Here is a 26,383-nt window from a genome sequence, read left to right as displayed (position 1 = left end):
GCAGTCTGACACGGTCCCATCGACCGAGGCCGCAATGAAGCAGCTCTTCCACAACGACCTGCAGGCAAAATTCGCGGCCATCGAGAAATCGCAGGCGATCATCGAGTTCACGCCTCTCGGCGAGATCGTGACCGCCAACCGGAACTTCCTCGACGTCGTCGGCTACGAGCTGGAAGAGATCCGGGGCAGGCACCACAGGATCTTTGTTCCGGACGAAGAAGCGCGCGGCGCCGGCTACGCGGATTTCTGGAACGCGCTGAAGAGCGGCGAGCACCGCTCGGCGGAATACCGTCGCATCGCGAAGGGCGGTCGCTCCGTCTGGCTTCAGGGCTCCTACAACCCGGTGCTTCGGCACGGCAGACCGTTCAGGATCATGAAGCTTGCGGCCGACGTCACGGCGCAGAAGCTGAAGGCGGCCGATGACGAGGCGCAGATCAAGGCGATCCATCGCTCCCAAGGCGTCATCGAGTTCAACCTGGACGGGGTCGTGCTCGACGCCAACGCCAATTTCCTCGCGGTTCTCGGCTACTCAATCGACGAGATCCGCGGACGACATCACAGCATGTTCGTCGAGCCGGCTCATGCGCAAAGTCCCGACTACCGGGCGTTCTGGGACGCGCTTCGCCGCGGAGAGCACAAATCCGCCGAGTTCCGGCGGATTGGCGCCGGCGGCAGGGAGATCTGGATCCGGGCTTCCTATAACCCGGTGCTCTCTCCGGACGGCGTTCCGTTCAAGGTGGTCAAGTTCGCGACCGACGTCACTGCCGAGGTGCAGGATCGCACCCGCAGGGTCGGCCTTCAGGCGATGATCAACCGGGACGTCAGCGAGATCAGCGAGGCGATTTCGGACGCCGCCGCGCAGACGGACGGGGCCGCCGCCGCCTCCAAGGAAGTCTCGGCCAACGTGACCGCTGTGTCGCACGGCGTCGGCGAACTCGGCGCCTCGATCGGCGAGATCAGCCAGCAGCTCGGCCGGGCTCTTGATATCTCAGATCACGCGGTCCGGCAGGCGAAGGAGACCAATGAGGTGGTGTCCGGCCTCGCCGCCTCGGCCGACAGGATCGGGCAGATCGTGGACCTGATCGGGAACATCGCAGGCCAGACCAACCTGCTTGCGCTGAACGCCACCATTGAGGCAGCGCGCGCCGGAGAAGCCGGGCGGGGCTTCGCGGTCGTCGCTTCCGAGGTCAAGAACCTGGCGAGCCAGACCCGCAAGGCGACCGAGGAGATCGAGAGCCAGATCGCGCGCAGCCAGGCCGCGACCGTGAACGCCGTCGAGGCGATCGAAGCGATTGCGGCGACCATCACCTCCATCAACGAGATCTCCGGCGCCATAGCCGCCGCAGTCGAAGAGCAGAACGCGGTCGCCGCCACCATGTCGACCAACATGCAGACCGCGGCCGCGGGCGTTGCCGCCATATCGGCCAGCATGGAAGGCATCGCGAAATCGACCGGATCGATCAGGGCCTCGGCCCAGAAGGTTCGCCAATCATCGCTCGCAATCGCGAGCTGAGCCTTCCCGGACCGCGCCGCAGCCCCTCAAGAGCGTGATCCGAAGGCGAACTGCCCTCGCATCGGACTGTCACGCCTCTCCCGCGGCGGCTGAAGGAGCCACGCGTCGCGCGGAGCGGCTGGCCGGCTCCCGCCTGGCCGGCCGCCTCTCGGTCGCGCCGGCGAGCTGACGGCCGAGATCGTTGCGGTGGCGGGGCAACGCCTCCGGATGTTCCGCGTTGAGCCAGGCGATCATCTTCTCGCGCACCTCGCAGCGCAGGTCCCACGCCTTGGGCGAGGTGCCGGCGCTGACCAGCAGGCGCACCTCGATCGTGAACTCCCTGGCGTCCGAGACCTGCAGGTTCACCACCTGGCCGTCCCAGAGCGGCGATTCCTTCACGAACTCCTCGAGCTTGGCGCGCATCTCGGCGACTGGCGCGGAGTGGTCGCAATAGATCATCACCGTGCCGATGATCGAGGCTCCGTCCCGCGTCCAGTTCTGGAACGGGTGCTCGATGAAATATTTCAGCGGCAGCACCAGCCGCCGCCAGTCCCACAGCCGGACCACCACGTAGGTCGAGGTTATCTCCTCGACCCAGCCCCACTCTCCTTCGACCACGATCGCGTCCTCCAGCCGGATCGGCTGGGTGATCGCGAGCTGAATGCCAGCAGCGAGGTTGGCGAGCACCGGCTGCATGGCGAGACCAAGGATAAGACCGGCGGCTCCCGCGGAGGCGAGCAGGCTGACGCCGTACTGGCGAACGCCGTCGAAGGTCATCAGCGCAGCCGCCAGGGTGATCGTGACCGCCAGGGTCACGCCGGCGCGGCGGAGGATCGAGATCTGCGTCGCGTGCTTGCGCGCCAGCAGATTGTCCTCCGCATCGAGCTTGAACCGCCGCATATAGATGACCGTCCAGATGTGCAGAGCGGTCGTGGCGGTCCAGCCGACGAGGACCATGAAGGCGATCAGCAGGCCGTGACGGATCGCGTCGACGGAGTTCGGAGGCAGCGGAGCGGCGGTGGTGGCGATGCTGAGCGCGAGGATCAGCAGCGCGAGCCGCGAGGGTCCGCGGGTGCGGGCGACCAACGACCGCCAGAACAGCGATTTTTCGGCGACGGCGCGTTGAAGCGCCCTGAACGCCGCGCCATGGATCAGCAGGACGAAACCCGTCGCGGCCGCGAGCAGCAGCAGCGAAACCATCCAGTCCGGCAGCCAATCCAGCCGCGCCGCGCCCTGCTCGACGATAGATGCCACCTCGTCCATGAGCGCCCCTCTTCATTTGGTTGGCGTCAACGGACGGAACGTAAGGCAGCGCAGAGAGTTCCCGCAGATGCGAAAGCGACGCGTGCGATGCAGCGCGGCCGTCTCCAAGCTAGTCGGCCGGCAGCGCCACGACTCCGGCGGCGCCCTCTTCGGTGCCGAACGCCAGCCGCGCGCCCACGCGGTCCCAGGCTAGCGCCGTCACCGGTCCGCCCTCACCCGGATTGCGCCCGAGAATCTCCGCCCCGTCGGAGATCCGCACCATCAGCACGCAACCGTCTTCATAGCCCAGCGCCACCACGGCTGCGCGCGGGTGACAGGCGACGCGGGACACCCGCGCCGGCCGCACGCCGAGTTCCTTGGGGGATTTGCCCATCGGGCCGTCCTTGGCCTGGAACGGCCACAAGATCGCGGCGTCGGCGCCCGCGGTGGCGAGCGATTTTCCGTCATTCGTCCAGTCGACGGAGCGGACCTTCCCCGGATAGCCGGACATCCGCATATGGGCGCCGTCGGCGAGCCGCCAGCCGTGCAGCGCGTTTTCCTGCATGGTGGTGACGACGAAACGGCCGTCCGGCGCGAACGTCACGTCGATATGCGAGCCCTTCCAGGCAAGTTCCTTCGGCGCCGCGTCGAGACGCGGAAACCAGAGCGAGACGCCGCCATAGCGCGCAGCGGCCACCTGGTAGCCCTTAGGCGCAAAAGCGAGGCCTCGGACCGCAGAGGGCGCCTCGATCGTCCTGAGCTCACCCTTGCCGTCGCGGGCGAAGACCCGTTTGCCGGACGACCAAGCGACCGCGCCGTCCGGGCCGATTGCGACCGCGTCGATCCAGCCGCCCTTGACCTCGCCAAGCGGTTCGGTCGCGCCGTCCGCCGTGAACCGCAGCACCTTGCCGTCGTCGCCGCCCGTGACAAGCACATTCCCGGCCGCGGCGGCCACGAGCACGCCGCCGTCATGCGCCGGAACCCGCCGTTCCTGGCCTTCATCCACGAACAGCACCATGCCGTCGCCGAGCGCGAACACCGCCGCCTCGCCGAGGAAGGCGGCCGCGATCACATAGGCGCCGGCGTCGACCGGCGTGGTGCGGTCGACCAGCGACGGATAGCCGGCGTCAGAAGGCATGGACATGGAGAGTCAGTTCCGGGGGTGTCGTTCCAGGCGTATCGAAGACTTTGCGCGGCCTCAGGCGGCGCAGGCTTCAAACCCCTGCCTGAGCTTGGCCTCGTCGAGCTCCTTGCCGATGAACACGATCTTGGAGCGGCGCTTCTCGTCCGGCTTCCATTCGCGCTGCAGGTCGCCGTCGAGAATCATGTGAACGCCCTGGAAGACGAACCGCCGCGGCTCGCCCGCGAAGGCCAGGATGCCTTTCCAGCGCAGGAAGTTCTGGCCCTCGGTCTGGGCGAGATTGTTCACCCAGGGCATGAACTTGTTGGCGTCGACGTCGCCCGGGATCTCGAACGCGACCGACTGCATGGTCTCGTCGTGATAGTGCTTGAGGCCGCCATGGCTGTGCTCGCCATGGCCGTGGTCGTGATGCTCGTGGCCATGATCCTCGCCCGCGGCGTGGTCATGCCCGCAGCCGCAGTCCGGCCCATGCTTATGGTGGTGATGATGGTCGTGGCCATGACCGTGGTGGTGGTCATGGTCGTGGTCGTCGGCTTCCAGGAAGGCCGGCTCGATGCTGAGGATGCGGTCGAGGTCGAAGGCGCCCTTGTCGAGCACCGCGTCGAGCGGCACGTCGCATTTCGTGGTGCGGATCACCCGCGCGTAGGGGTTGATGCCGCGGATCCGGCCGTCGACCTCGTCGAGTTCGTCCTTCGAGACGAGGTCGGTCTTGTTGAGCAGGATCACGTCCGCGAACGCGATCTGGTTCTTGGCCTCGGGCGCGTCCTTGAGGCGCTCGGTCAGCCACTTCGCGTCCGCGACGGTGACGACCGCGTCGAGCCGGGCCTTGCGGCCGACCTCCTCGTCGATGAAGAAGGTTTGCGCCACCGGCGCGGGATCTGCGAGGCCGGTGGTCTCGACGATGATCGCGTCGAACTTGCCCTTGCGCTTCATCAGGCCTTCGAGGATGCGGATCAGGTCGCCGCGCACGGTGCAGCAGACGCAGCCATTGTTCATCTCGAAGACTTCCTCATCGGCTCCGACGACGAGGTCGTTGTCGATGCCGATCTCGCCGAACTCGTTGACGATGACGGCGTATTTCTTCCCGTGAGGTTCGGAGAGGATGCGGTTGAGCAGCGTGGTCTTGCCGGCGCCGAGATAGCCGGTGAGCACGGTGACGGGCGTCTTGTCGGACGAGGCGTCGGCAGCCATGGGGCCTCCAGCGGAAAGGGCCGCCACGCCGGGCGGCCGCGGAACAGCGGCGCCTGATATAGCGACGGGGGGACGGGACGTCATCCCGCGCGGGCGCAGCAATGACGTCGGTCGAATGACGCGTCGGCGCAGTGGGCGATGAAGAAGGGCCGCTTGGGCCAAGGGCCCGTGGTACCGCCACCCCGGCTTGAACGGGGGACCTCCAGATCCACAATCTGGCGCTCTAACCAACTGAGCTATGGCGGCCTGACGGGGGCCGGTCAGGGCGCGCGGAACCTAGGTGAAAGCTCCGCGCCGGGCAAGCGCGTTCGGCTCGCCCAAGACGCAAAAACGCCCGGACGACAGACTCGCCCGGGCGTTTGCGCGGCGGCGGCCGGCAGAGCCGGCCGCGCCCGAAGCGTCAGACCTGCGTCTGCCGCAGGCTGCGGGAGGCGAGATCCTGGAAGGGCTTCGCGCCCTCGGTCGCCGCCTTCTGCGCAAGCGCCGAAAGCTCCTTGAGCTGTCCCGTCACCACGTCGAACTGCTGACGGGCGTAGGAGGTCTGAAGCTCGACCGCCTGGCTGACGGACTTGGCGCCGAGCAGCGCCTGCAGGAAGTCGAAATGCGCGTTCACATTGGAGCGCGTCGCCTCGACCGACTTGCGGCTGAGGTCCTTGTAGCCCTTCGACGCGGTCGCATAGGCGTCCTCGAAGGCGTCGGAAGCCTCCTCGGTCGCGGACTTCAGGCGGGCATAGCCCTCTTTCGCCTGCTGGACGGTCTTGTCGGCGAGCTCGCGGACGGCGGCCGGAGCGGCGTCGCTCGCCTGGCGGGCGGCTGCGCCGGCCTCGTTCATGATCTCTTCGGCTTTAGAAGCGGTCTTCTGGGTCGTAGCCATTCGTCTTCCTCACTTGGTGTGGCGGACAGGCTAAGGATCAGAAGGCCAGCCGCGCTCCGCCGGGCTGCGATCGGGCCTCCACGAGCCGCGACCCGGAGGCTTACGCCCTTTCTGATCGCAACAGCTCTCGTGTGCACCGCACACATAATGCTGCAGTGCGATACGATCAAGCGTTGCGACGATCTATCTCAGCTTTTCGTGTCGGTGCGACGACCAGCAGCCCCGCTGAGCTGCTGAACCTGCTTGGTGAGAGCCTCCAGCTGACTTTTCGCGAATCCCATCTGTATCCGCAGCAGTTCCTCGACGGAGGCGGCGCGCAGCAGCTTTTGGGCGTAGTCGAAACTCGCCGCCATGTTCTGCTCCGCAAACGAGACGGCGTCTCCGGCCGTGTCGCGAAACCGCTCATGCGCGCTCTCCGCTTGCGTCTCGATCGCCGTCGACGCCTTGTGGGCGGCGTCGAGGAAGCCCGCGAAGGCCTTGCGCGCCTGGTCGACGCTCTGCTCAGCGAAATCCCGCATCTCGTTCGGAATCTCGTACGTTCCCGACGTCCTCTTCGTGTCCGTCATAGTGAGGAAGCTCCTCCCGACCGGGTTAACCCTGCCGGTCGATCATGGCGGAACAGGCGGGGCGCCGCCATAGACTGCCTTCGCCTCGGCCGGTATTTAACGGTTCATTAACGCAGCGCCGCTGCAGACCGCTCAGCCTGAGGACGATATGGGCCTGGACGAGCCGCTCGAGGCTGTGGAGGCGAACCAAACGCTCGCCGACAAGCGCGCGTCCGCCGCTTTCGTGGTCGACGCCGACGGCGAGGTCGTCTGGCTCAATCCGGCGGCGGAGACCCTGAGGGCGCAAGGCGCGTTCGGCGGATCGGCGGAGGCCGTGCTGGCGCGCGTCGGCGCCTCCGGTGCGGCCGGTCTGGTGCGGATTCGCCCCGATGGCGGCGCCCCGGCGATGACGTTCAGAGCCTCCCGCATCGTCCTGGGGGATGGCTTCGGCGTGCTGCTCGAGCGGGTCGATCAGGAGCGCGACGCGGGCGCCCCGGCGCCTCTGGCCGAGCCGGACGAGCTCGCCGGCGGCCCGAGCGCCAGCGCGGCGGCCGAGCCCGCCGAGAAGACCGCGGAGCCGGCCGACGCCGCGCCGGTCGCAGAGCCTGCCGCCGAAGATTCCGTTGACCGCGAGTCCGGAGCGCCGGCGGCCGCGCCGAGCGTCGACGCACGGGATTGGTCGGAACTCCGCTTCGTGTTCGAGATCGACGCGGACGGCAAGATCGCGTTCCTCTCGCCGGATCTCAGCGAGGCTGTGGGGGCGAGCGCCGCCGCTTCCGTCGGCCGCCCATGGGCGGAGGTGTGCGCCGAACTCGATCTCGATCCGGCGAATGCAGTCGCGGAGCGGCTGCAAGGCCGAGCGCCGTGGAGCGACGTCGAGATCGCCTGGCCGATGGAAGGCCAGGGACGTCTTCCGCTCGCCTTGTCGGCGCTTCCGATCTTCGACCGCGGCCGCACCTTCATCGGCTTCCGCGGCCTTGGACGCGCCAAGCCGGCGGCCCAGGCGGAGAGCGACGGAACGGTCGAGCCGCTCGCCGACGCGCCGGCCGATGAGCCGGAGCTCTCGCCGGCCGAACCGGCGCAGGAGCCGCTCGCCCAGTCGATCAACGCTGCTGCAGAGGCGGAAGAGACGCCTGCGGAACATGTCGCCTCACAGGTCGAGCCAGATTCCGAGGATTCCGCCCCAGGCGCCGATGACGCCGCGGCCGTAGAGCCGCTCGCCGGGGAGTCGATGGGCGAGCCGGCGCCGATCGTTTCGCTGCCGCCTTCGACGGAGAGCTTTGAAGGCAACGTGATCAAGTTGCGGGAGCCCGCTATCGCGCCAAGGCCGGCGTCGCTGCACGGGCTTTCGGTCGTCGAGGAGACCGCGTTCGACGAGATCGCGCGCCGGCTGCGCGGATTCAGTGGGCGGCTTTCGCAGGAAGCGCATGAGCGGCCGGTGGCCTCGCTTCCCGAGACCGCAGAAGTGCTGGCGCCGTCTGCGCCCACGAGCGACTGGACGCTCGACGACATCGAGGGCCGGGCGCCGGACGCGTCATACGCCGACGACCTGCTGCGGGTGCTGGACAAGCTTCCGATCGGCGCCCTGGTCCTCCGGGCGGGAGAGGTCGCGCACGCCAATCGCCCCGCGCTCGACATGCTCGGCCACAACGATCTCGGCAGTCTGGTGTCGCGCGGCGCCGGCGACCTGTTCGCCGAGCCGCTGCCCCGGGATGACGCCGCCCCATCGAGCCTGCGGGTGCTGGCCCAGGATGGGCTGGAGATCGACGTCGAGGCGCGGCTGAGCGCGATCAGCTGGCGCGGCGCTCCGGCCACGCTGGTGACGCTGAAGCGGGCGGAAGGCTATTCGGCCGAGGTTCACTCCGCGATCCAGCGCGAGAAGGAGATGGCGGAGATCCTCGACACCGCGACGGACGGCGTGATGACGCTCGATCCCGCGGGGCGGATCCTCTCGGTCAACCGCAGCGCCGAGGCGCTGTTCGGGATCGACGCCCGCAAGGTGGTCGGCAGCCTGTTCACGCTGTCGCTCGCCCCCGAGAGCCGGCGGGTCGCGTTCGACTATCTCGACAGCCTGAAGGGCAGCGGCGTGGCCGCCATGCTGAACGACGGGCGGGAGGTGCTGGGCCTCGCAAGCCAGGGCGGCGCGATCCCGCTTTATCTGACGATCGGGCGGATCGGTCCGGCGCATGAGGGCCGCTATTGCGCCGTTCTGCGCGACATCACGCACTGGAAGAAGGCGGAGGAGGAACTGCTCGCCGCCAAGCGCCAGGCGGAGCGTGCCAACGCGCAGAAATCAGAATTCCTCACGCGGGTCGCGCACGAGATCCGCACCCCGCTCACCGCCATCATCGGCTTCGCCGAGGTGATGAAAGAGGAGCGGTTCGGTCCCGTCGGGACGCCCCGCTACAAGGAGCATCTGCGCGACATCCGGCGGGCCGGCGAACATCTGATCGCGCTTGTGGGCGACCTGCTGGAGCTTTCGCGGGTCGAGACCGGGCGGCTTGAGCTCGAATTCACCCCGGTCGACCTGAACGAGGCGCTGTCGCAGGCGGCCGCGCTGCTCCAGCCGCAGGCGAACCGTGACCGCGTGATCATCCGGACGTCGCTGGCGCGAAACCTGCCGCCGGTGCTGGCGGACCGGAAATCCATGCGGCAGGTGCTGACGAACCTGCTGACGAACGCCGTCAAGCTGAGCCGCCCCGGCGGCCAGGTGATCGCGGCCACGGTGTTCACAGACGCCGGACAGGCCGTGGTCCGCATTCGCGACTCCGGCGCAGGCATGTCGGCGAAGGATCTCGCGGCGGCCGTCGAGCCGTTCCGGCCTCTGTCGGGAGACAAAGGCGCCGACGCCGGCGTCGGCCTGCCTCTCACCAAGGCGCTGGCCGAAGCCAATCAGGCCTTGTTCTCGATGCAGAGCGAGATCGGCGTCGGGACCGTCGTCGAGGTGACGTTTCCCACCGCGCGGGTGCTCGCCGACTGACGATCCCGCAGCCGTGCGGCGCATACCGCGGCTGCGGCATTGACTCCCGCTCGGCACTCACGATATGAGCCAAATAACGAGTGAGAACAGTAGTTTAGATATCTTCCAAACTACTCGCAAGCACGCGCTGAGTTGGAAACGTCATGATCGTTTGTTCGTGCAACGTCCTGAGCGCGGCGCAGATCAAGAACACCATCGGCGACCCGGCCGCCAACCCGCAGACTCCGGGTCAGGTCTATCGTTGCCTGGGCTGCAGCCCGCAGTGCGGCCGTTGCGCACGGACGATCAAGGCCATGCTGGCGGATATCAAGGGCCTCGAGCAGCCTGCTGAAAGCGCCTGCGGCGCCTGCCCGGCCGCCTTCCCGGCCGTGACGCACGGCTCCGGCGACGTTCTTGGAATGTCGGGCGACGTGGTCGAAGTCGCCACGATGGACCGGCGGCGCTGATCGTCCACCCGGACGCCTCTGACCTCGTGGAACTGTCAGCCCTTGCGGTCGGCCGCCGGCGAGTTTAGAACATTTCTAACTGGTCGCGGACGAGCTGCAGGAGAGCGCCATGAAGGGCGACGCCAAAGTCATCGAATTCCTGAACCGGGGGCTTCGCTCGGAGCTGACGGCCATCAATCAGTACTGGCTGCATTACCGCATGCTGGATGACTGGGGCTACAAGGATCTCGCCAAGAAGTGGCGCGCTGAATCGATCGAGGAAATGAACCACGCGGACAAGTTCGTCACGCGCATCATCTTCCTTGAGGGCTTCCCTAATCTTCAGGTGCTTGACCCGCTGCGGATCGGCCAGAGCATCAAGGAAGTGCTCGAGTGCGACCTCGCTGCCGAGTATGAGGCCCGCAAGCTCTACCAGGAAGCTGCGACCTACTGCGCATCGGTCGCCGACTATCCGAGCCGCGACCTGTTCGAAGAGCTGATGACGGACGAGGAGGGTCACATCGACTTCCTCGAGACGCAGCTGAACCTCGTCGCGCAGCTCGGGGAGCAGCTGTTCGCCCAGCACCATATCGGCGAATTGCACGACGACTGATCGTCGCCGGACGAGGCGCGCGCGTCGTTCGACGCGCCGCCGAACGTCCGTCGGGCTGGGAACAATGTCCGCCTCGGGATCCTTTCTCCGCCGCGATGGAGGAGATTCATGGATCCCAAGACAGAGAAGATACGCGAGCGAGCGCACGAGATCTGGATCTCGGAAGGCCGGCCTGAAGGCCGCCACGAGGAGCATTGGGCCCAGGCCGAAAGCGAGCTGAGCGGCGGCGGAAGCTGGCCGTCGGTCGGCGCAGCGGCGGTGCCCCCGCCCGAAGATCCTCAATCCAAGGCTACCGAAACTGGCGAGGACTCGGGCTCCGGCGGCGCGCCGGGCGAGAACCAGCCGAGCTGACGAACGAGCCGGCGCGGCCATGCCGCGCCGGCTCGTCGTTTATGCGCCGGAGCCAGGCTCCGCCATGCGGCGATGCATCTGCGCCGTCAGGCCGGCCGGCACGATGTTGGCGATCGCGGACTGCAGCTTGTTCTGCCAGCCCGTCACGACGTCGCCTTGCCCTTTCATCATCGCCTTGAAGCCGATCTCGGCGACCTCGGCCGGATCCTGCTTCTTCTGCGTCCCCACCTTGGTGTCGAGCATGTCGGCGCGCTCGAAGAAATCGGTTTCGGTTGCGCCCGGCATGAGGCAGGTCACCGTCACGCCAGTGTCCTTGAGCTCGTTCCGGATGGCGAAGGAGAAGCTGTCCAGGAAGGCCTTCGAGCCGTTGTAGACGGCCTGGAAGGAGCCCGGCATGAAGCCGGCGATCGATCCGGTGATCAGGATGCGGCCGGAGCCGCGCGCGCGCATCTCACGACCGATCTTCTGGATGAGATAGATCGTGCCGGTAATGTTGAGGTCCACGATCTTCCTGACCCTTGCGAAATCCTGGTCGAGGAACGCGCCGCCGAGACCTGTCCCGGCATTTGCGAGCAGCGCGTCGACCGGCCGCCCGCCGATCGCGGCGATCAGCTTGTCGTTGCCTTCCGTGGTGGACAGGTCCGCCTGGACGGTGGTGACGTGGCCGGCGAACGCCTTGAAGGATTCTGCGGATTCTTCGATCTGCGGCTCGTTGGCCGCGACCACGAGGTCGAAGCCGTTCTTGGCGCAGACCAGCGCGAGTTCGTAGCCGATGCCGGTCGAGGCGCCGGTCACGACGGCGAGCGGGCGCGCGGGGTTCGTGGAAGCCATACGGGGTCTTCTCCAGTCAGGGTTTCATGACGACTTTGATGCAGCCGTCCTGCTTGTCCCGGAACTTCTTGTAGAGTTCCGGCCCCTCCTCGAGCGTCGCCGTGTGGGTGATGACGAAGGAGGGATCGATCTCGCCCTTCTCGATCCTCTCGAGCAGAGACGGGAGGTATTTCTGGACCGGCGTCTGAGCCATCCTGAAGGTCAGGCCGCGATTGATCGCCGAGCCCATCGGCACCTTGTCCAGGAAGCCGCCATAGACGCCCACGATCGAGACAGTGCCGAAGTTGCGGCAGCAGTGGATCGCCTGGCGGAGCACGTGCGGCCGGTCGGTGCCCATGAAGGTCGCGACCTTCAACCGGTCCACCATGCTGTCGAAGCTCGCCGTCACCGCAGGCTCCGTCCCGACGGCGTCGATGCACGCGTCCGCCAGCCTGCCGTTGGTCAGCTCGCGGATGCGGTCGTAGACGTCCTCTTCCATGAAATCGATCGTCTCGGCGCCACCGGCGCGGGCCAGTGCGAGCCGTTCCGGCACCGTGTCGATCGCAAGCACCCGTTCGGCGCCGAGCAGGAAGGCGCTACGGATCGCCATTTGGCCGACCGGCCCGCAGCCCCAGATCGCAATCGTGTCGCCGCGCTGGATGTCGCAGAAGTCCGCCGCCATGTAGCCGGTGGGAAAGATGTCCGACAGGAACAGGACCTGCTCATCCGTCAGGCTTGAAGGAACCTTGATCGGGCCCACGTCGGCGTAAGGAACGCGCAGATATTCGGCCTGGCCGCCGGCGTAGCCGCCGAGCATGTGCGAATAGCCGAACAGGCCGGCCGGCGACGCGCCCCAAAGCTTGCGGGCGATCTCGTTATTGGGATTGGAACGCTCGCAGCCGGAGTAGAAGCCGCGCTTGCAGAAGAAGCACTGACCGCAGGAGATGGTGAAGGGCACCACCACCCGGTCGCCGATCTTCAGCTCCTTGTTGTCGGGCCCGACTTCGACGACTTCGCCCATGGTCTCGTGCCCGAGCACGTCGCCGCTCTGCATCGTCGGCATCACGCCGTCATAGAGGTGCAGGTCCGAACCACAGATCGCGCAGGCCGTCACCTTGATGATGGCGTCACGGCCGTGCTGGATGGTCGGATCCGGCACGCTCTCGCAGCGGATGTCGCCTTTGCCGTGCCATGTAAGGGCCTTCATGAATGTCCTCCGGCTGGTGCTCCTGGGAATAGAAGGGGGAGACTTCCGGAAACGTTCCGCTCTCGACCCCTTCCTGTCCTCCGGAACCAACGCGTCAGGGATGACGTTCGCTTCTGTCATCGGAGGCTGAAAGCGTGGCCCCACGCGCCAACTGGAAGGGCTTTCTGAAGGTCGGCGAGGTCACGTGCCCGGTCGGTCTTTACACGGCGGCCTCGACGTCGGACCGGATCGCCTTCCACACGCTCAACCGGGACACCGGCAACCGGGTCCGGCGCGAGTTCGTCGACGCCGAGACCGGCAAGCCCGTCGAGCGGGAGGACCAGGTCAAAGGTTATGAGGTGGCGCAGGGCGAGTATGTGACGCTCGAGCCCGACGAAGTCGCCTCGGCGGTTCCGCAAAGCGACAAGACGCTGGCGATCGACGCCTTCATCGGCTGCAGCGACGTCGACGACGTCTATTTCGACAAGCCCTACTACCTCGCTCCGAGCGACAAGTCCGTCCAGGAGGCCTACGACCTCATTCGCGAGGGCATGCGGCGGAAGAAGGTGGCGGCGCTCGCCAGCACAGTGCTGTTCCGCCGGGTCCGCACGCTGCTGATACGGCCGCACGGCAATGGTCTCGTCGCCACCACGCTGAACTTCGATTACGAGGTTCGCTCGGCCGAGGAGGCGTTCGCCGACATCGCTGACATCGAGATCAAGGGCGAGATGCTCGACCTCGCCCGGCACATCATCGACACCAAGCGCGGCGCGTTCGATCCTAAGGCGTTCGACGACCGTTATGAGAGCGCGCTGGCGGAGCTGGTGAAGGCCAAGATGGAAGGCCGCAAGATCGCACCGCCGAAGAAGCAGGCGCCTTCAAAGGTGGTCGACCTCATGGAGGCCCTTCGACTCAGCGCCGGCGCAGCCAAGTCGACGGGCGACAAGAAGCCGTCGCGCGCGCCGACAAAACGCGCCGCCGGCGCAAAAGCCGCCCAGCCGCGACGCAAGGCGAGCTGACAGATGGCGCTCGAGACCTATCGCCGTAAGCGCGACTTCAACAAGACGAAGGAGCCAGCGGGATCCGAAGCGCCGAGCAGCGCCGGCGACGGCTACCTCATCCAGAAGCACGCGGCGCGCCGGTTGCACTACGACCTGCGGCTCGAATTCGAAGGCGTCCTGAAGAGTTGGGCCGTGGCCAAGGGGCCGAGCCTCGTGCCCGGCGAGAAGCGGCTGGCGGTCCATGTCGAAGACCACCCGCTGGAATATGGCGACTTCGAAGGCACCATTCCCAAGGGAGAATATGGCGGCGGCTCCGTCATCCTGTGGGACCGTGGGCGCTGGTCGCCGATCGGCGACGCCGCGAAGGGCTTCGCCAAGGGTCACCTGGAATTCGAAATCCATGGCGAGAAGCTGAAAGGGCGCTGGCACCTCGTGCGCATGGCCCCTCGCAAGGGCGAGAAACACGAGAACTGGCTGCTCATCAAAGGCGACGACAAGGAGGCCCGCGCAGAGGCGGACCCGGACATTCTGGAAGAGCGCCCGGAGTCGGTGAAGACAGGCCGGCTGGTGGAGGAGCTTGAAGGCGAGACGCCCGGCTGGTCCTCGGAGACCGGCCGGATCGAGCCGGACGCCGCGGCACCGGCCGCTGGCGGCCTCGACCCGTCGAAGATCAAGAAGGCAAAAAAGGCGACGTTGCCGGCTTTCGTGGAGCCGGCTCTCGCGACGCTCGCCGCCAAAGCGCCCAAGGGCGCGCGCTGGATTCACGAGATCAAGTTCGACGGCTACCGGCTGCAGGCGCGGCTTGACGCCGGCAAGGTCAAGCTGCTGACCCGCAGCGGTCTCGACTGGACGGCGAAGTTCGGCAAGACGGTCGTCGACGCCTTGGCGGCGCTACCGGCCTCGAGCGCCCTGATCGACGGCGAACTCACGGTCGAGAATGGAGCCGGCGCCTCGGATTTCTCCACGCTGCAGGCGGATCTGAGCGAGGGGCGGCAGGATCGCTTCGTGTTCTACGCCTTCGACCTGCTCTACCTCGATGGCTACGATCTCACAGCTTGCGCGCTGCTCGACCGCAAAGCGGCTCTCGCGCAGCTGATCGGGCAGGACGCCGGTCTGGTGCGGTTCTCCGAGCATTTTCCGGAGAACGGCGATCTGGTGCTGCAGCACGCCTGCCGCCTGAGCCTCGAAGGCGTGGTCTCCAAGCAGGCGGATGCGCCCTATCGCTCCGGCCGCGGCAAGACCTGGATCAAGTCCAAATGCTCCGACCGGCAGGAGTTCGTGATCGGCGGCTTCACGCCCTCCAGCACCTCCCGCCGCGCGATCGGCTCGCTTGTGCTCGGCGCCTTCGAGGGCGACAAGCTCCGCCATGTCGGCCGTGTGGGCACTGGCTTCACCGTGAAGGTCGCCGAAGACCTTCTGAAGCGCCTCGAGGCGATCGAGCAGAAGTCATCGCCGTTCGCCGACCGCCTGACGGCTGACGAAGCCCGGCAGGTCCATTATGTGAAACCAGAGCTGGTGGCGGAGATCGAGTTCCGCGCCTGGACCGCCGATCGGCATCTCCGTCACGCCGCCTTCCGTGGACTACGCGAGGACAAGCCGGCCGCAGAGGTCGTCCGCGAGACGGACGCGCCGGAGGGGAAGACGCCGCAGCGCGCCTCCTCCGTCACCCTCACCCATCCGGACCGTGTGTACTGGCCGGACGTCGGCGTCACCAAGCAGGGTCTCGCCGACTATTACATGGAGGTTTGGCCGCGCATGGCCCCCTTCATCGTTGGACGACCGCTTTCGCTGCTGCGCTGTCCCGGAGGCGTGACGGACCAGTGCTTCTTCCAGAAGCATCGCTGGAAAGGCATGAACCGCGCGATCGGCGTGTTCGACGATCCCAAGGACAAGTCCGACGAGCCGCTCGTCATGATCAATGACCGGGACGGGCTGATCGGCCTCGTCCAGGGCGGCGTGCTGGAGATCCACCCCTGGGGCTCCACGGTCGCGGCGCTCGAAACGCCGGACATGATCATCATGGACCTGGACCCAGGGGAGAATGTCTCCTGGGAAGAGATCATCTCGGCAGCCTTCGAGGTGAAACGGCGGCTCGAGGCCGCTGGACTCGCGGCTTTCGTGAAGACGTCCGGCGGAAAAGGCCTGCACGTCGTCTCGCCCCTGAAGCCGCAGGCCGGCTGGGACGTCGTAAAGCCCTTCACCAAGGCGCTCGCCGACTCGATGGCCGCCGACGAGCCAGACCGGTATGTCGCGACCGTCACCAAAGCGAAGCGCAAGGGCAAGATCCTGGTCGACTATCTGCGCAACGGCCGCGGCGCGACCGCCGTCGCGCCCTACTCCACCCGCGCCCGGCCGGGGGCGGCGGTCTCGATGCCGCTCAACTGGAGCGAACTCGGGCCGGCGATCGGTCCCGCTTACTTCACGGTCGACAACGCCCCCACCCGGCTGGCGTCGCTCGCAGCCGATCCTTGGGCGGATTTCAGGGCGGCCGCGAAGCCGCTGCCGGTGGAAGGCGGCTCCGCAAGACCCAAGGCAAAGCCCAGGCGAGCCGCCTAGCGCCGCGAGCCCTTGCCTTCCGCGGCGAGGCTTTTACGCAGCGCCTCCATGATGTTGACCACGTTGCCGGCCGGCGCCTCGGCGGCCTCGGCCTTTGGACGCACAGCCTTTTTCCGGCCCTTCTTCTTGGACGCGATCAGATCGAGCAGGCTCGCCTGCACCGGGTCGCTCACCATCTGGGGCGACCACTCGGTGGTCCGCTCGTCTATGAGTTTCTCGACGAGCGAGAGCGCCTTCGGCTCGACCTTCTGAGGCTTCTCGGGGAAGTAGTCCGACTCGTCCCGCACCTCGTCGCCATATCGCAGCGTCCACAGCACGATGCCCTTGCCGCGCGGCTCCAGCAGAACCGCGCGCTCTCGGCGATACATCACGAGACGGGAGATGCCGACCACATCGGTCGCCGCCATCGCCTCCCGAATGACCGCGAAGGCCTCCTCCCCGACCTCGTCATTCGGCGTGAGGTAGTGCGGTCGGTCGTACCAGATCCAGCCTATCGACTCGCGCGGTGCAAAGGTCTCGATGTCGATCGTATGGGTGCTCTCGAGCGCCACGGCGTCGAGCTCGTCATCCTCGAGCATGACGAACTCATTCTCGCCGCGCTCGTAGCCCTTCACCTCGCTGCCCGGCTCGACCGGCTTGCCGGTGGCGGCGTCGACATAGTGGCTGGCGACCCGGTGCCCGGTCTTGCGGTTCAGCGTGTGGAAGCGCACCCGCTCGCTCTCGGTCGTCGCCGGCGTCATCGCGACCGGGCAGGTCACGAGCGAGAGCTTCAGATAGCCCTTCCAGAACACCCGCGCGGCCATAAAGCTCGAACTCCGTTGTGCAACTGAGCAAAACGGCCGCCCGCGCTGTGGGTTCCGCCGCATCGCCGCGCGCCCGAATCGAGACGCGGCGGAGGCGTGCGTGCTAGAACGTTTGCGGAACTTGGATGTGAGGAGACGCCGTGGCCCGACGCGCCGGAAGCGCCGATCTGCCGCTGCATGGCGGACGCGTGCCGCGCTGGCTCGGCGAGCGCATGACGCGGCTCGGCGCGGTGGTGTCGGAGGCGATCATCCTCCACTATGGCCGGGATGAGCTGCTGCACCGTCTGGCCCATCCGTTCTGGTTCCAGTCCTTCGGAGCCGTGATGGGGATGGACTGGCACTCCTCGGGCGTCACGACGAGCGTGATCGGCGCGCTCAAGCGGGGCCTTGCGCCTCTTGCGGGCGAACTCGGCGTCCATGTCTGCGGCGGCCGCGGCAGGCAATCGAGGCTAACGCCGCCCGAGCTCATCGCGATCGGCGACAGGGTCGGTTTCGATGGCGCTGCGCTCGCGCAAGCGAGCCGGCTGGTCGCAAAGGTCGACAGCGCCGCGGTCCAGGACGGCTTCGATCTCTACCTGCACGGCTTTGTCGTCACCGATGACGGGCGTTGGACAGTCGTCCAGCAGGGCATGAACGGCGGCTCCCGCCAGGCGCGGCGCTATCACTGGCTTTCCGAAGGGCTGAAGGACTTTGTCGATCAGCCGCACGCCGCGATCGAAGGCCCGCGCCGCGGAGAGATCGTGAACCTCACCGACCGCCGCGCCGAGGCTTCGCGCCGCGGCCAGCTCGAGCTGCTGCGGGCGCTGCCGCCGGAAAAGATCGTCGCGGAGCTCTCCCGGCTTGAGCCGGCAGCGGCCGCGCCGCGCGAGCAGGCCCAGCCGCTGCTGCCGCACCTCGTCATGCCGGCGCATCACGACGTGCGCCCGGGCGACGTGAACATACGAAGACTGCACGGCGCGCTGGCTGCTGCGGCCGAGCGTGGCCCGACCGATTTCCGCGAACTCCTGCTGGTGCCTGGCGTCGGCGCCCGCACGGTCGAGGCGCTCGCCATGGTGGCGGAGGTGGTGCACGGCGCGCCCTGCCGGTTCAGCGACCCGGCGCGCTTCTCGCTGGCGCATGGCGGCAAGGACCGCCAGCCATTCCCGGTGCCGCTCAAGGTCTATGACCAGACGATCGACGTGCTGAAGTCTGCCGTCCGGAAGGCCAAGCTCGGGCGCGAAGATGAACTCGGGGCGATCAGGCGGCTCGACGAGCAGGCCCGGCGGGCCGAGCGTTACGCGACGGGACCCTCGCTAGAAGCGTTCGTGGCCGAAGAGCGGCGTCGCTCGCCGGACTATGGCGGGCGCAGCGTGTTCGGCTGGGAGCCGCCGGCCGAAGACGCCTCCGCCGCCTGAGGCGCGGCTGGACGTCGGGCGCGACGCTCTGCGATACCAGCCTGGCCTTTCCTCCCCTGCGGGACTTCGATGACAGCCTATTCCGAGCTCTCCGCCCATCACGGCCGGATCGCCGCGCTTTCCAACGCGCTGGGCATCCTCCACTGGGACAACGCCGCCGTCATGCCGAAGGGCGCAGCCCCGCGGCGCGCCGAGAGCGTCGCGCTGCTCCAGGTTCTGCGGCACGATATGGCGACCGACCCGCGCATCGGCGACTGGCTCGACGACGCAGAGGCCGATGGCGGGCTAGGCCCTTGGGAGCGCGCAAATCTGCGCGAGATCAGACGGCTTTGGACTGCGGAGACCGCCTTGCCGGCTGATCTGGTGGAGGCCTCCAGCAAAGCTGTTTCGACATGCGAGATGGCGTGGCGGCAGGCGCGGCAGGATTCGGACTTCGTCGGGCTGTTGCCCCACCTCTCCGAGGTGCTTCGGCTGCAGCGGGAGATCGGGCGGGCGAAGGGCGAGAAACTCGGTCTGTCTCCCTACGACGCCCTGCTCAACGATTACGAGCCCGGCGGCCGCTCGGAGAAGATCGACGCGCTGTTCGACGAGCTCGCGGCTTTCCTGCCGGGCTTTCTCGACGAGGTCCTGGCCGCGCAGGCGCGACGGCCGGCCGATCCGGAGCCGCAGGGGCCGTTCCCGGTCGAGACGCAGCGCGCGCTCGGCCTCAGGATGATGGAGGCGCTCGGCTACGACTTCGACCGCGGCCGGCTCGACGTGTCGACGCATCCGTTCTGCGGCGGCGCCGATGACGACGTGCGGATCACCACGCGATATGACGAAGATGATTTCTCGAGCGCTCTCATGGGTGTCCTGCATGAGACCGGCCACGCGCTCTACGAGCAGGGCCGGCCCCAGGGCTGGATGAGCCAGCCGGTCGGCCACGCCCGCGGCATGAGTCTCCACGAGAGTCAGTCGCTGCTGGTCGAAATGCAGGCGTGCCGAAGCCGCGAGTTCGTCCGCTTCGCGGCGCCGATCATGCGCGACGCCTTCGGCGGCTCGGGGCCCGGCTGGGAGCCCGACGCGGTGTGGCGTCGCTACACCCGCGTGGCGCCGGGCTTCATCCGCGTCGACGCCGACGAGGTGACTTATCCGGCTCATGTCATCCTGCGCTACCGGCTGGAGAAGGCGCTGATCGCCGACGATCTGCCGCTCGCGGAACTGCCCGGCGCCTGGAACGTGCAGATGAAGGAGCTGCTCGGCCTGACGCCGCCGAACGATCGGGTCGGGTGTCTCCAGGACATCCACTGGCCGAGTGGCGGCTGGGGCTATTTCCCGACCTACACGCTCGGCGCCCTGACTGCGGCGCAGCTGTTCGACGCCGCCCGGCGCGCGGTTCCGGACATTTCGCCGGCGATAGAGCGGGGCGATTTCACGCCACTGCTCGGCTGGCTGCGCGCCAACATCCACGCGCAGGCGTCGCTGCTCGAGACCGATGACCTGCTCACGCAGTCGACGGGGCGGGCGCTTGATCCGGCGCTATTCAAGGCGCATCTGCGCCGGCGCTACGTCGAGGAGGCGTAAGCCTCAGGCGAGCCTGGCGGTGCGAGCGGCCACGACCCCTGCGCGTTCAAGCGCGCGCGCCACCCGAAGGACGTGGTCCTCGCGCCAGGGCGCCGCAATGATCTGCACGCCGAGCGGCAGTCCGTCGTCGAGCCATACCGGAACGCAGGCGGCCGGCAGGCCGATGAAGGAGATCGGCTGCGTGTAGAAGCCTAGATTGGGGCGCACCAGCACGGTCTCGCCGTTCAGCTCGAAGGTGGTCTGGCCAAGCCGCGGCGCCCGGCACGGCGTCGCCGGCGCCAGCACGACGTCAACGTCCTCGAAGACCTTGGCGACGGCGTCCGCGAACCAGCGCCGGAAGCGATGCGCCTGCGCGAGGAAGGCCGCCGGAACCGCCGCGCCGGCGATCAGCCGGGTCCGTACTGCGGGATCGAAGTCCTGCGGCCGGCTCCGGAGCCGCTCGAGATGCAGCGCCGATCCCTCGGCGGCGGTGATGACGAAGGCTGCGGCGCGGGCGCGCGCAGCCTCGGGGAACTCGATCGACCGTTCGGCGCCAAGCGCCCGCGCGACGATCCGCACGGCCTCGAACGCCTCCGGTTCTCCACCGGTCGCGAAGTGGCCTCCGAGCGTCGCGATCCGCAGCCCGCCAATGCCGTCCTCTATGCCGGGGAAGGTCGGCTCAGGCGGCCGGGACACGACGGCTGCGTCGCCGTCAGCTGGCCCTTGCAGCGCGTCATAGGCGAGCGCCAGATCCCGCGCCGACCGGGCGATCGGGCCGACATGATCAAGGTGGTAGACGAAGGGAAACACGCCGCGGCGGCTGAGCCGGCCATAAGTAGGCTTCAGGCCAAAGACGCCGCAAAGGGCGGCGGGGACGCGCACCGATCCATTGGTGTCGGTCGCGAGCGCAAGCGGCGTCAGTCCCCCGGCGACCGCCGCGCCGGACCCTCCGGAGGAGCCGCCGGTCATCCGTTCCAGATCGTGCGGATTGCGTGAGGGCCCGTCGGTCGCATTCTCGCCGGTGAAGTCGTAGGCGAATTCGCCCATGTTCAACCCGCCGACCAGGACCGCGCCGGCTGCCTCGAGCCGTCTAACCGCCGTGGCGTCGCGCTCGGCAGGCGCGCGGTCGCGATTGATCCTCGATCCGGCGCGGGTCGGCAGCCCCTCGATGTCGAACAGGTTCTTGACCGCAAACGGCACGCCCGCGAGCGGGCCCAGCGGCGCGCCGTCAGCGCGCCGCCGGTCGATCTCTGCCGCGGTCGCTCGGGCGCGCCCCCCGACAACATCGGTGAACGCCCCGATCCTCGGGTTGAGGATGGCGATCCCGGACAGCGTCTGCTCCACCACCTCGGCGGCGGAGACCTCGCCCGCCGCGACGGCGGCGGCGATCTCGGCGGCCGTCCGGGTCGGCCAATCGCTCACGGGCGGAAGATCGGCGCCGGCTGAACCGTATCATCCAGCGGAAAGGCCGCGACGAACCGGGCGGCCTCCATTGTCGCGCGGAGATGCGCCAGAGTGGAAGCGCGGTCGTCAGGGTCCATCCGCAGCCCGAGCAGCGTCGTCGCGGCGTCGATATGCGCCTCGAGCGCCTGGTCGGTCAGCCGCGGCGGCGCCTCCAGCATGCGATTGTCTCAGACTGCTGCGCGGTCGGTCATATAGGCGCGCCAGCCGCCGAAGCCGGTGATCTCCTTCGCGCCGTTCACGCCCTCCGCCTCGGCGAGAAAGCCCTTCGGCGAAGAACCGTCGGCAAGCCGGACGACCCCAATGCCGAGCGGAGCGCCGATGCCGGCGACGAACCGCCCGAAGCCCTCCGGCGGCAGCGCCCAGACCTCCGTCGCGATTGCCGCCCCCTCTCCGTCCGGGACGCGCAGCAGGCCCGGCCGCGGAATGGCGCCTTCGATTGCGAAGAGCCGATAGTCCGGCGTGGTCTGGCTCGCGCGCAGGAAGCGACCGCCGCAGCCGGTCAGCTCCCCATTGAGCTTCATCCCCGAAAGATGGGCGCCCACGACCACGAGCTCGATTTCGCCTGCCGCCGCCGCGGCCGCCCTGACGGGCGCCGGAGCGGGCGCCCGCCCGGAGGCGCCGAGCGGCGTTCCGCCGGTGGCGTGGATCTTTTCGCCGAGCGCTGCGAGCCGCGCGTCGGCTCCGGCAGGCGCAATCAGCGTGACGCCGGCGGGCGATCCGTCGGGGCGCGGCCGCGCCGGCACGGCAAGCGCGCAGAGGTCGAGCAGGTTCACGAAATTCGTATAGGTCCCGAACTCGCTGTTGAGCCGCACCGGCTCGGCCGTCACCTCCGCGACCGTGCGGGGCCGCGGGAAGGTCGGAACCAGCATGACGTCGATCCGGTTCCAGACCGCCGACAGCTCCCGTCGAAGCTCCGCCAGACGATATTGAGCGCCAAAGGCCGATGCGGCGTCGAAGCGCCGCGCGCTTTCGATGATCGCCCGCGTCACCGGGTGCATCTCCTCCGGCCGCTCCTCGATGAACGAACGGATCGCCTCGTAGCGCTCGGCCACGAACGGACCTTCGTAGAGCAAGCTGGCGACCGCGAAGAACGGCTCGAGATCGAGCTCGACGATGTTCGCGCCGAGCGCGGCCGCGTCCGCAAGGGCGGAGTCGAAGGCGGCTTCAGCCGCCGCGTCCCCGCCGAACCGCCGGCTGCCGGCGTTGGGAACGCCGATCCGCAACGTTCCGGGAAGCGGCGCGATCGGAGCCGTGCGAACGTCGCGCGAAAATGGGTCGACGGGATCGTAGCCCGAGGCGGCCGAGAACGCCGCATAGGCGTCGTCAACCGACAGCGCGAACACCGAGACGCAGTCGAGCGTTCGGCAGGCCGGCGTCACGCCCCGGGTGGGGATCGCGCCAAGGGTTGGCTTCAGCCCCACGATGTTGTTGAGCCCGGCCGGAACGCGGCCCGATCCGGCGGTGTCGGTGCCGAGCGCGAACGACACAAGGCCGCGCGCGACCGCGACCGCGGAGCCGGAACTCGACCCGCCGGGCACGAGCTCCCTGTCGACCGCGTTGAGCGGCGCCGGATAGGGCGTGCGCAGCCCGACCAGCCCGGTGGCGAACTGATCGAGATTGGTCTTGCCGATCACTATGGCGCCGGCGCCGATCAACCGTTCGACCGCAGTCGCGTTGTCATCGGGTGAATATGCGAAGGCCGGGCAGGCGGCCGTGGTCGGCAGCCCTGCGACGTCGATGTTGTCCTTGACGGCGAACGGCGCGCCCCAGAGCGGCCTTGCATCGGGCGTCGAGCCTAGCGCCGCGGCGGCGGCGCGGGCAGCGGCCCGATCGGCGAGCGAGATGAAGATGCCGGGATCGCCGCAGCGATCGATCCGGTCGAAGACCTCATCAATCACCGCAGCCGGCGATGCTCCTCCCGCATAGGCCGCACGGAGCGAAGCGAGGTCGAGCGCGAGGTCGCTGAGCGAGGCGGTCATCTGCGCTCCCCTATCCGATCGGCCGGAAGTGCCGAGCGATCTTCCTATCGCAAAGCGCGCCCGCGCCGTGAAGGGCCATGCCCGCCGAACCCGCGCCTGAGGCGCCCTGCCGCAGCGGACCGGACGCCGACCTGCTCCTGTAGGTCGTCGCGCCGATGGCCGCGGGATCCCGGGAAGGATCGATCAACTCTAATGACAAACCCCGGCCCTCCCACGGGACCTTGGGGCCGCTGGCGCGTTGTTGGTTGCGGTCCGGTCCGGGGGGCGTCAGTCCGTTGAAGGAAGCCATGTACAGTTTTTTGGCGAGTCAGCTCGACTTCGTCTTCTTCTTCTATGGGCTGGCCTTCATCCTTCTCGGCGCGAGTTGTTTCTCGGTCGCGCGGATCACGAGGCCGGCCGCCTCGTGGCAGGCTCTCGGCCTGTTCGGCGTGTTGCATGGCGGCCTCGAATGGCTCGATCTGTCGGCGCTGATCGTCGGGGACCATCCGTCTTTCGCCGCTGCGCGCGTCGCTCTCATGACGGGGTCGTTCGTGTTCCTGCTCGAATTCGCACGGCTGCAGGCGCTGCGGATCGGCTGGCGCATGCCCGGCAGGTGGATTTACCTTCCGCTGCTTCTCGGCTTGGGGGTCATCAGCGTTTTCGCAGGCGCCAAGGCCGGCGGCGTCGCCGGCCGTTACGCCATCGGCCTTCCGGCCGCGCTGGCCGCGGCGATCGTGTTTCTGCGCCACGCAGAAGTGGTCTCCGGCCGCGTCCGCGCCGCGGCGTTCACGGCTTCCGTCTCCTTCGCCCTCTATGGCCTGGCGGCCGGCCTGGTGACCCCGGCCATGCCTTACGGCCCGGCGGCCGTGCTGAATTACGAGTGGTTCGCCGATCTGACCGGCGCGCCGATTCAGCTCGCGAGGGCCATGCTCGCCTGCTGCATCGCGGCGGCCGTCTGGACCATTTGGGGCTACCGCGCAGCCGCGGAGATTTCATCCCGGACATTCGCCCGATATCTGCGGCGCCAGTTCGGCTGGACGATTGGCGCGATGGCGGTGATCCTCTTCTGCGGCTGGACGCTGACCGAATATCTCGGCGAGGTGTACCGCCACAACGTACAGCTCGAAGCGCAAGGCGACATCGATCTGCTGGGCAGCCGGCTGGCGGCAGAGACCGCTACGATCGGGGGCATGGCGAAGGCGCTCGCCGGCTTGCCGGCGATCGTGAAGCTCGCCGCCGGCGCTCCGAATAGGGCCGACGCGCGCACGGTTCTCAACCTCCATGTCGAAGCCGGCGCCGCGCTGGCCGGCTACATTTTCGATCCGCACGGGGCCGTGCTCGCCGCCTCTGACGAGGCGCCTCGGATCATGGGCGCCTCCACGAGACACCTCGGCGACGCACTGGCGGGCCGGGCGGGCTTTCTGTTCGAGTTCGATCCTGTGTCGGCGGAACCCCGCTACATTGCGAGCCAGCCGGTGCGGGTCGGAGACAGGATCGCCGCTGTGGCGGTCTTGGTGAAGTCGCTCAGGGGGTTCGAGGCGGATGTCCGCCGGCTGGACCGTCCGTACTTCCTCGTGAACCCTGACGGCGTCGTCGCGCTGACCAACCAGCCCGACGGACTCCGGCGAACGCTCTGGCCGCTCCCGGAGGACCGGCGCACGCCGCTGGAGCAGATCTTCGGCCCGCTCGACGCGCGACCGCTGCTGAAAGAGGAGGTCGCCGACGCGAGCTGGACCAGCGTCAACGGCGAGCGCGACTACGTGCGCCGCAAGCTTACCCAGCATGGCGGCTGGTCGCTCGTGATCCTGAAGCCGACGCGGGAGATTTTCGCAAGCCGCTTGCTCGGCATCGTCATCACCTTCCTGGTGACCATCATGGCGCTGATCTACATCCTTGGGCGGCAGCGCGCGGTCCGTGACGAGGTCGAGATGGAAAAGCGCCTGCGGCTCCAAAAGCTCGCCGACGACCTCGGCCTGCAGGCCGCGACGGATCCGCTGACCGGCTTGAACAATCGCCTGCGCCTGGAGCAGACCTTCGCGGAGGAGATGGCGTATGCGCAGCGCCACGCGGCGCCGCTCTCCCTCGTGCTGTTCGACGTCGACCGCTTCAAGAGCGTGAATGACGCCTACGGACATCCGGTCGGAGACCAGGCGCTCGTGCGGATTGCGGGCCTGGCCCGGCGGTTCGTCCGGACCACCGACTTCCTGGCGCGCTGGGGCGGCGAGGAGTTCCTGATCCTTCTTCCGGGCGCGGACGGCGCGACCGCGGCTCGGGTCGCCGAGGCGCTGCGGTCCGCTGTGGCCACGGCCGAGTTCGAGGCCGTCGGCTCTCTGACCTGCAGCTTCGGGGTCGCGGAATTCGCGCAGGACCGCAGCCCGTCCGAATTCCTCGCGCGCGCCGATGCGGCGCTCTATCGGGCCAAGCTGAGCGGCCGGGACCGGGTCGAAACGGCGCCGACGGCGGCAGCCGAGGACAGGACAGAGGCGGCGGGCCTGCAGCGCGGCTTCGCGTGAGCTCACGCCCAGGGGCGGAACCGGACGGCCTCAGCCAGCGAAGCGTCCGTCGTTCGCCGTTCGAGCCTCGGCCGTGACGCCGCCCGCTCTTTCCGCGCCGGCTTGGCGCGTTTGGGCTTATGAACGACAAAAGCCCGCCAGCTTTTTGTGCTGTGCGGGCTTTTTTGTTTGGTTGCGGGGACAGGATTTGAACCTGTGACCTTCAGGTTATGAGCCTGACGAGCTACCGGGCTGCTCCACCCCGCGCCATGTCCGGGCTGATGGCTTGCGGACGTTTGGGCGCTGGTCTGATCATCGTGAGG

At 68.0% G+C, this 26,383-nt stretch carries 21 protein-coding genes and 2 tRNA genes; 10 read left to right on the top strand and 13 right to left on the bottom strand.

Going from position 1 to position 26,383, the window contains the following annotated elements; genetic code table 11:
• The first annotated feature begins 34 nt into the window (after positions 1-34).
• Complete coding sequence (locus VM780_RS15290; RefSeq protein WP_325448869.1) at positions 35-1,513, top strand: PAS domain-containing methyl-accepting chemotaxis protein; 1,479 nt, start codon at positions 35-37, stop codon at positions 1,511-1,513.
• 69 nt (positions 1,514-1,582) lie between these two features.
• Here VM780_RS15290 and VM780_RS15285 read toward each other — a convergent pair whose 3' ends face one another.
• From VM780_RS15285 to VM780_RS15260, 6 genes are all read right to left on the bottom strand, one after another.
• Positions 1,583-2,755, bottom strand: a complete 1,173-nt coding sequence (locus VM780_RS15285) for a mechanosensitive ion channel family protein (protein WP_325448867.1) — start codon at positions 2,753-2,755, stop codon at positions 1,583-1,585.
• Positions 2,756-2,864: 109 nt separating this feature from the next.
• A complete protein-coding gene (locus VM780_RS15280; protein ID WP_325448865.1) occupies positions 2,865-3,878 on the bottom strand; it encodes a WD40 repeat domain-containing protein in 1,014 nt (337 codons plus the stop codon).
• Between the two features lie 54 nt (positions 3,879-3,932).
• Entirely contained in the window at positions 3,933-5,066 is a 1,134-nt protein-coding gene (locus VM780_RS15275; protein ID WP_325448863.1) for a GTP-binding protein, read from the bottom strand.
• Between the two features lie 169 nt (positions 5,067-5,235).
• A tRNA-His gene (locus VM780_RS15270) sits at positions 5,236-5,312 on the bottom strand.
• Positions 5,313-5,466: 154 nt separating this feature from the next.
• Positions 5,467-5,940 (bottom strand): phasin, encoded by a 474-nt coding sequence (locus VM780_RS15265; protein ID WP_325448861.1) that lies wholly within the window; start codon positions 5,938-5,940, stop codon positions 5,467-5,469.
• Positions 5,941-6,128: 188 nt separating this feature from the next.
• Positions 6,129-6,506: a phasin family protein gene (locus VM780_RS15260; RefSeq protein ID WP_325448859.1), complete on the bottom strand. Its 378-nt coding sequence runs from the start codon at positions 6,504-6,506 to the stop codon at positions 6,129-6,131.
• Positions 6,507-6,654: 148 nt separating this feature from the next.
• Between VM780_RS15260 and VM780_RS15255 the strand changes: the two genes are divergently transcribed.
• From VM780_RS15255 to VM780_RS15240, 4 genes are all read left to right on the top strand, one after another.
• Positions 6,655-9,465: a sensor histidine kinase gene (locus VM780_RS15255; RefSeq protein WP_325448857.1), complete on the top strand. Its 2,811-nt coding sequence runs from the start codon at positions 6,655-6,657 to the stop codon at positions 9,463-9,465.
• 143 nt (positions 9,466-9,608) lie between these two features.
• On the top strand, positions 9,609-9,911 hold the full coding sequence (locus tag VM780_RS15250) for a (2Fe-2S)-binding protein (protein WP_325448855.1): 303 nt from the start codon (positions 9,609-9,611) through the stop codon (positions 9,909-9,911).
• A 109-nt stretch (positions 9,912-10,020) separates the two neighbouring features.
• Positions 10,021-10,503, top strand: coding sequence for a bacterioferritin (gene bfr / locus VM780_RS15245; protein WP_325448853.1), 483 nt, complete (start codon positions 10,021-10,023; stop codon positions 10,501-10,503).
• A gap of 108 nt (positions 10,504-10,611) precedes the next feature.
• Positions 10,612-10,854 carry a DUF2934 domain-containing protein gene (locus tag VM780_RS15240; RefSeq protein ID WP_325448851.1) on the top strand — a complete coding sequence of 81 codons (243 nt, stop codon included), beginning with the start codon at positions 10,612-10,614 and terminating at the stop codon, positions 10,852-10,854.
• 39 nt (positions 10,855-10,893) lie between these two features.
• Here VM780_RS15240 and VM780_RS15235 read toward each other — a convergent pair whose 3' ends face one another.
• Both VM780_RS15235 and VM780_RS15230 read right to left on the bottom strand, forming a co-directional pair.
• A complete protein-coding gene (locus VM780_RS15235; protein ID WP_325448849.1) occupies positions 10,894-11,685 on the bottom strand; it encodes an SDR family NAD(P)-dependent oxidoreductase in 792 nt (263 codons plus the stop codon).
• A gap of 16 nt (positions 11,686-11,701) precedes the next feature.
• The gene (locus VM780_RS15230; RefSeq protein WP_325448847.1) at positions 11,702-12,871 is read right to left on the bottom strand and encodes a zinc-dependent alcohol dehydrogenase; all 1,170 of its coding nucleotides are present in this window, start codon (positions 12,869-12,871) and stop codon (positions 11,702-11,704) included.
• 134 nt (positions 12,872-13,005) lie between these two features.
• On the opposite strand from VM780_RS15230, the gene VM780_RS15225 reads away from it, so the two are divergent.
• Positions 13,006-13,869, top strand: coding sequence for a Ku protein (locus VM780_RS15225; RefSeq protein ID WP_325448845.1), 864 nt, complete (start codon positions 13,006-13,008; stop codon positions 13,867-13,869).
• Positions 13,870-13,872: 3 nt separating this feature from the next.
• Positions 13,873-16,407: a DNA ligase D gene (gene ligD / locus VM780_RS15220; RefSeq protein ID WP_325448843.1), complete on the top strand. Its 2,535-nt coding sequence runs from the start codon at positions 13,873-13,875 to the stop codon at positions 16,405-16,407.
• Here ligD and VM780_RS15215 read toward each other — a convergent pair.
• Entirely contained in the window at positions 16,404-17,210 is an 807-nt protein-coding gene (locus VM780_RS15215) for a Ku protein (RefSeq protein WP_325448841.1), read from the bottom strand. The two genes, ligD and VM780_RS15215, sit on opposite strands and share 4 nt — an antisense overlap.
• A 140-nt stretch (positions 17,211-17,350) precedes the next feature.
• On the opposite strand from VM780_RS15215, the gene VM780_RS15210 reads away from it, so the two are divergent.
• Complete coding sequence (locus tag VM780_RS15210; protein WP_325448839.1) at positions 17,351-18,604, top strand: DUF763 domain-containing protein; 1,254 nt, start codon at positions 17,351-17,353, stop codon at positions 18,602-18,604.
• A 69-nt stretch (positions 18,605-18,673) separates the two neighbouring features.
• Positions 18,674-20,167: a carboxypeptidase M32 gene (locus VM780_RS15205; RefSeq protein WP_325448837.1), complete on the top strand. Its 1,494-nt coding sequence runs from the start codon at positions 18,674-18,676 to the stop codon at positions 20,165-20,167.
• A gap of 3 nt (positions 20,168-20,170) precedes the next feature.
• On the opposite strand, the gene VM780_RS15200 is transcribed toward VM780_RS15205, so the two are convergent.
• From VM780_RS15200 to atzF, 3 genes are read right to left on the bottom strand one after another with little or no spacing between them, the layout of a single operon-like run.
• Positions 20,171-21,568, bottom strand: coding sequence for an AtzE family amidohydrolase (locus tag VM780_RS15200; protein WP_325448835.1), 1,398 nt, complete (start codon positions 21,566-21,568; stop codon positions 20,171-20,173).
• Entirely contained in the window at positions 21,565-21,768 is a 204-nt protein-coding gene (locus VM780_RS15195) for a DUF4089 domain-containing protein (RefSeq protein WP_325448833.1), read from the bottom strand. Before VM780_RS15195 ends, VM780_RS15200 begins: the two co-directional genes overlap by 4 nt.
• Positions 21,769-21,777: 9 nt before the next feature.
• Entirely contained in the window at positions 21,778-23,589 is a 1,812-nt protein-coding gene (gene atzF / locus VM780_RS15190; RefSeq protein ID WP_325448831.1) for an allophanate hydrolase, read from the bottom strand.
• A gap of 287 nt (positions 23,590-23,876) precedes the next feature.
• On the opposite strand from atzF, the gene VM780_RS15185 reads away from it, so the two are divergent.
• Positions 23,877-26,081 carry a diguanylate cyclase gene (locus tag VM780_RS15185; RefSeq protein ID WP_325448829.1) on the top strand — a complete coding sequence of 735 codons (2,205 nt, stop codon included), beginning with the start codon at positions 23,877-23,879 and terminating at the stop codon, positions 26,079-26,081.
• Positions 26,082-26,250: 169 nt separating this feature from the next.
• Here VM780_RS15185 and VM780_RS15180 read toward each other — a convergent pair.
• A tRNA-Met gene (locus VM780_RS15180) sits at positions 26,251-26,327 on the bottom strand.
• Positions 26,328-26,383: the final 56 nt, after the last annotated feature.

The organism is Hansschlegelia sp., assembly GCF_035538955.1.
In the GTDB taxonomy this organism is placed as follows: Bacteria; Pseudomonadota; Alphaproteobacteria; order Rhizobiales; family Methylopilaceae; genus Methylopila.
Note: the sequence above shows the minus strand (reverse complement) of the source record. Positions and strands in the feature narration are given on the sequence as shown.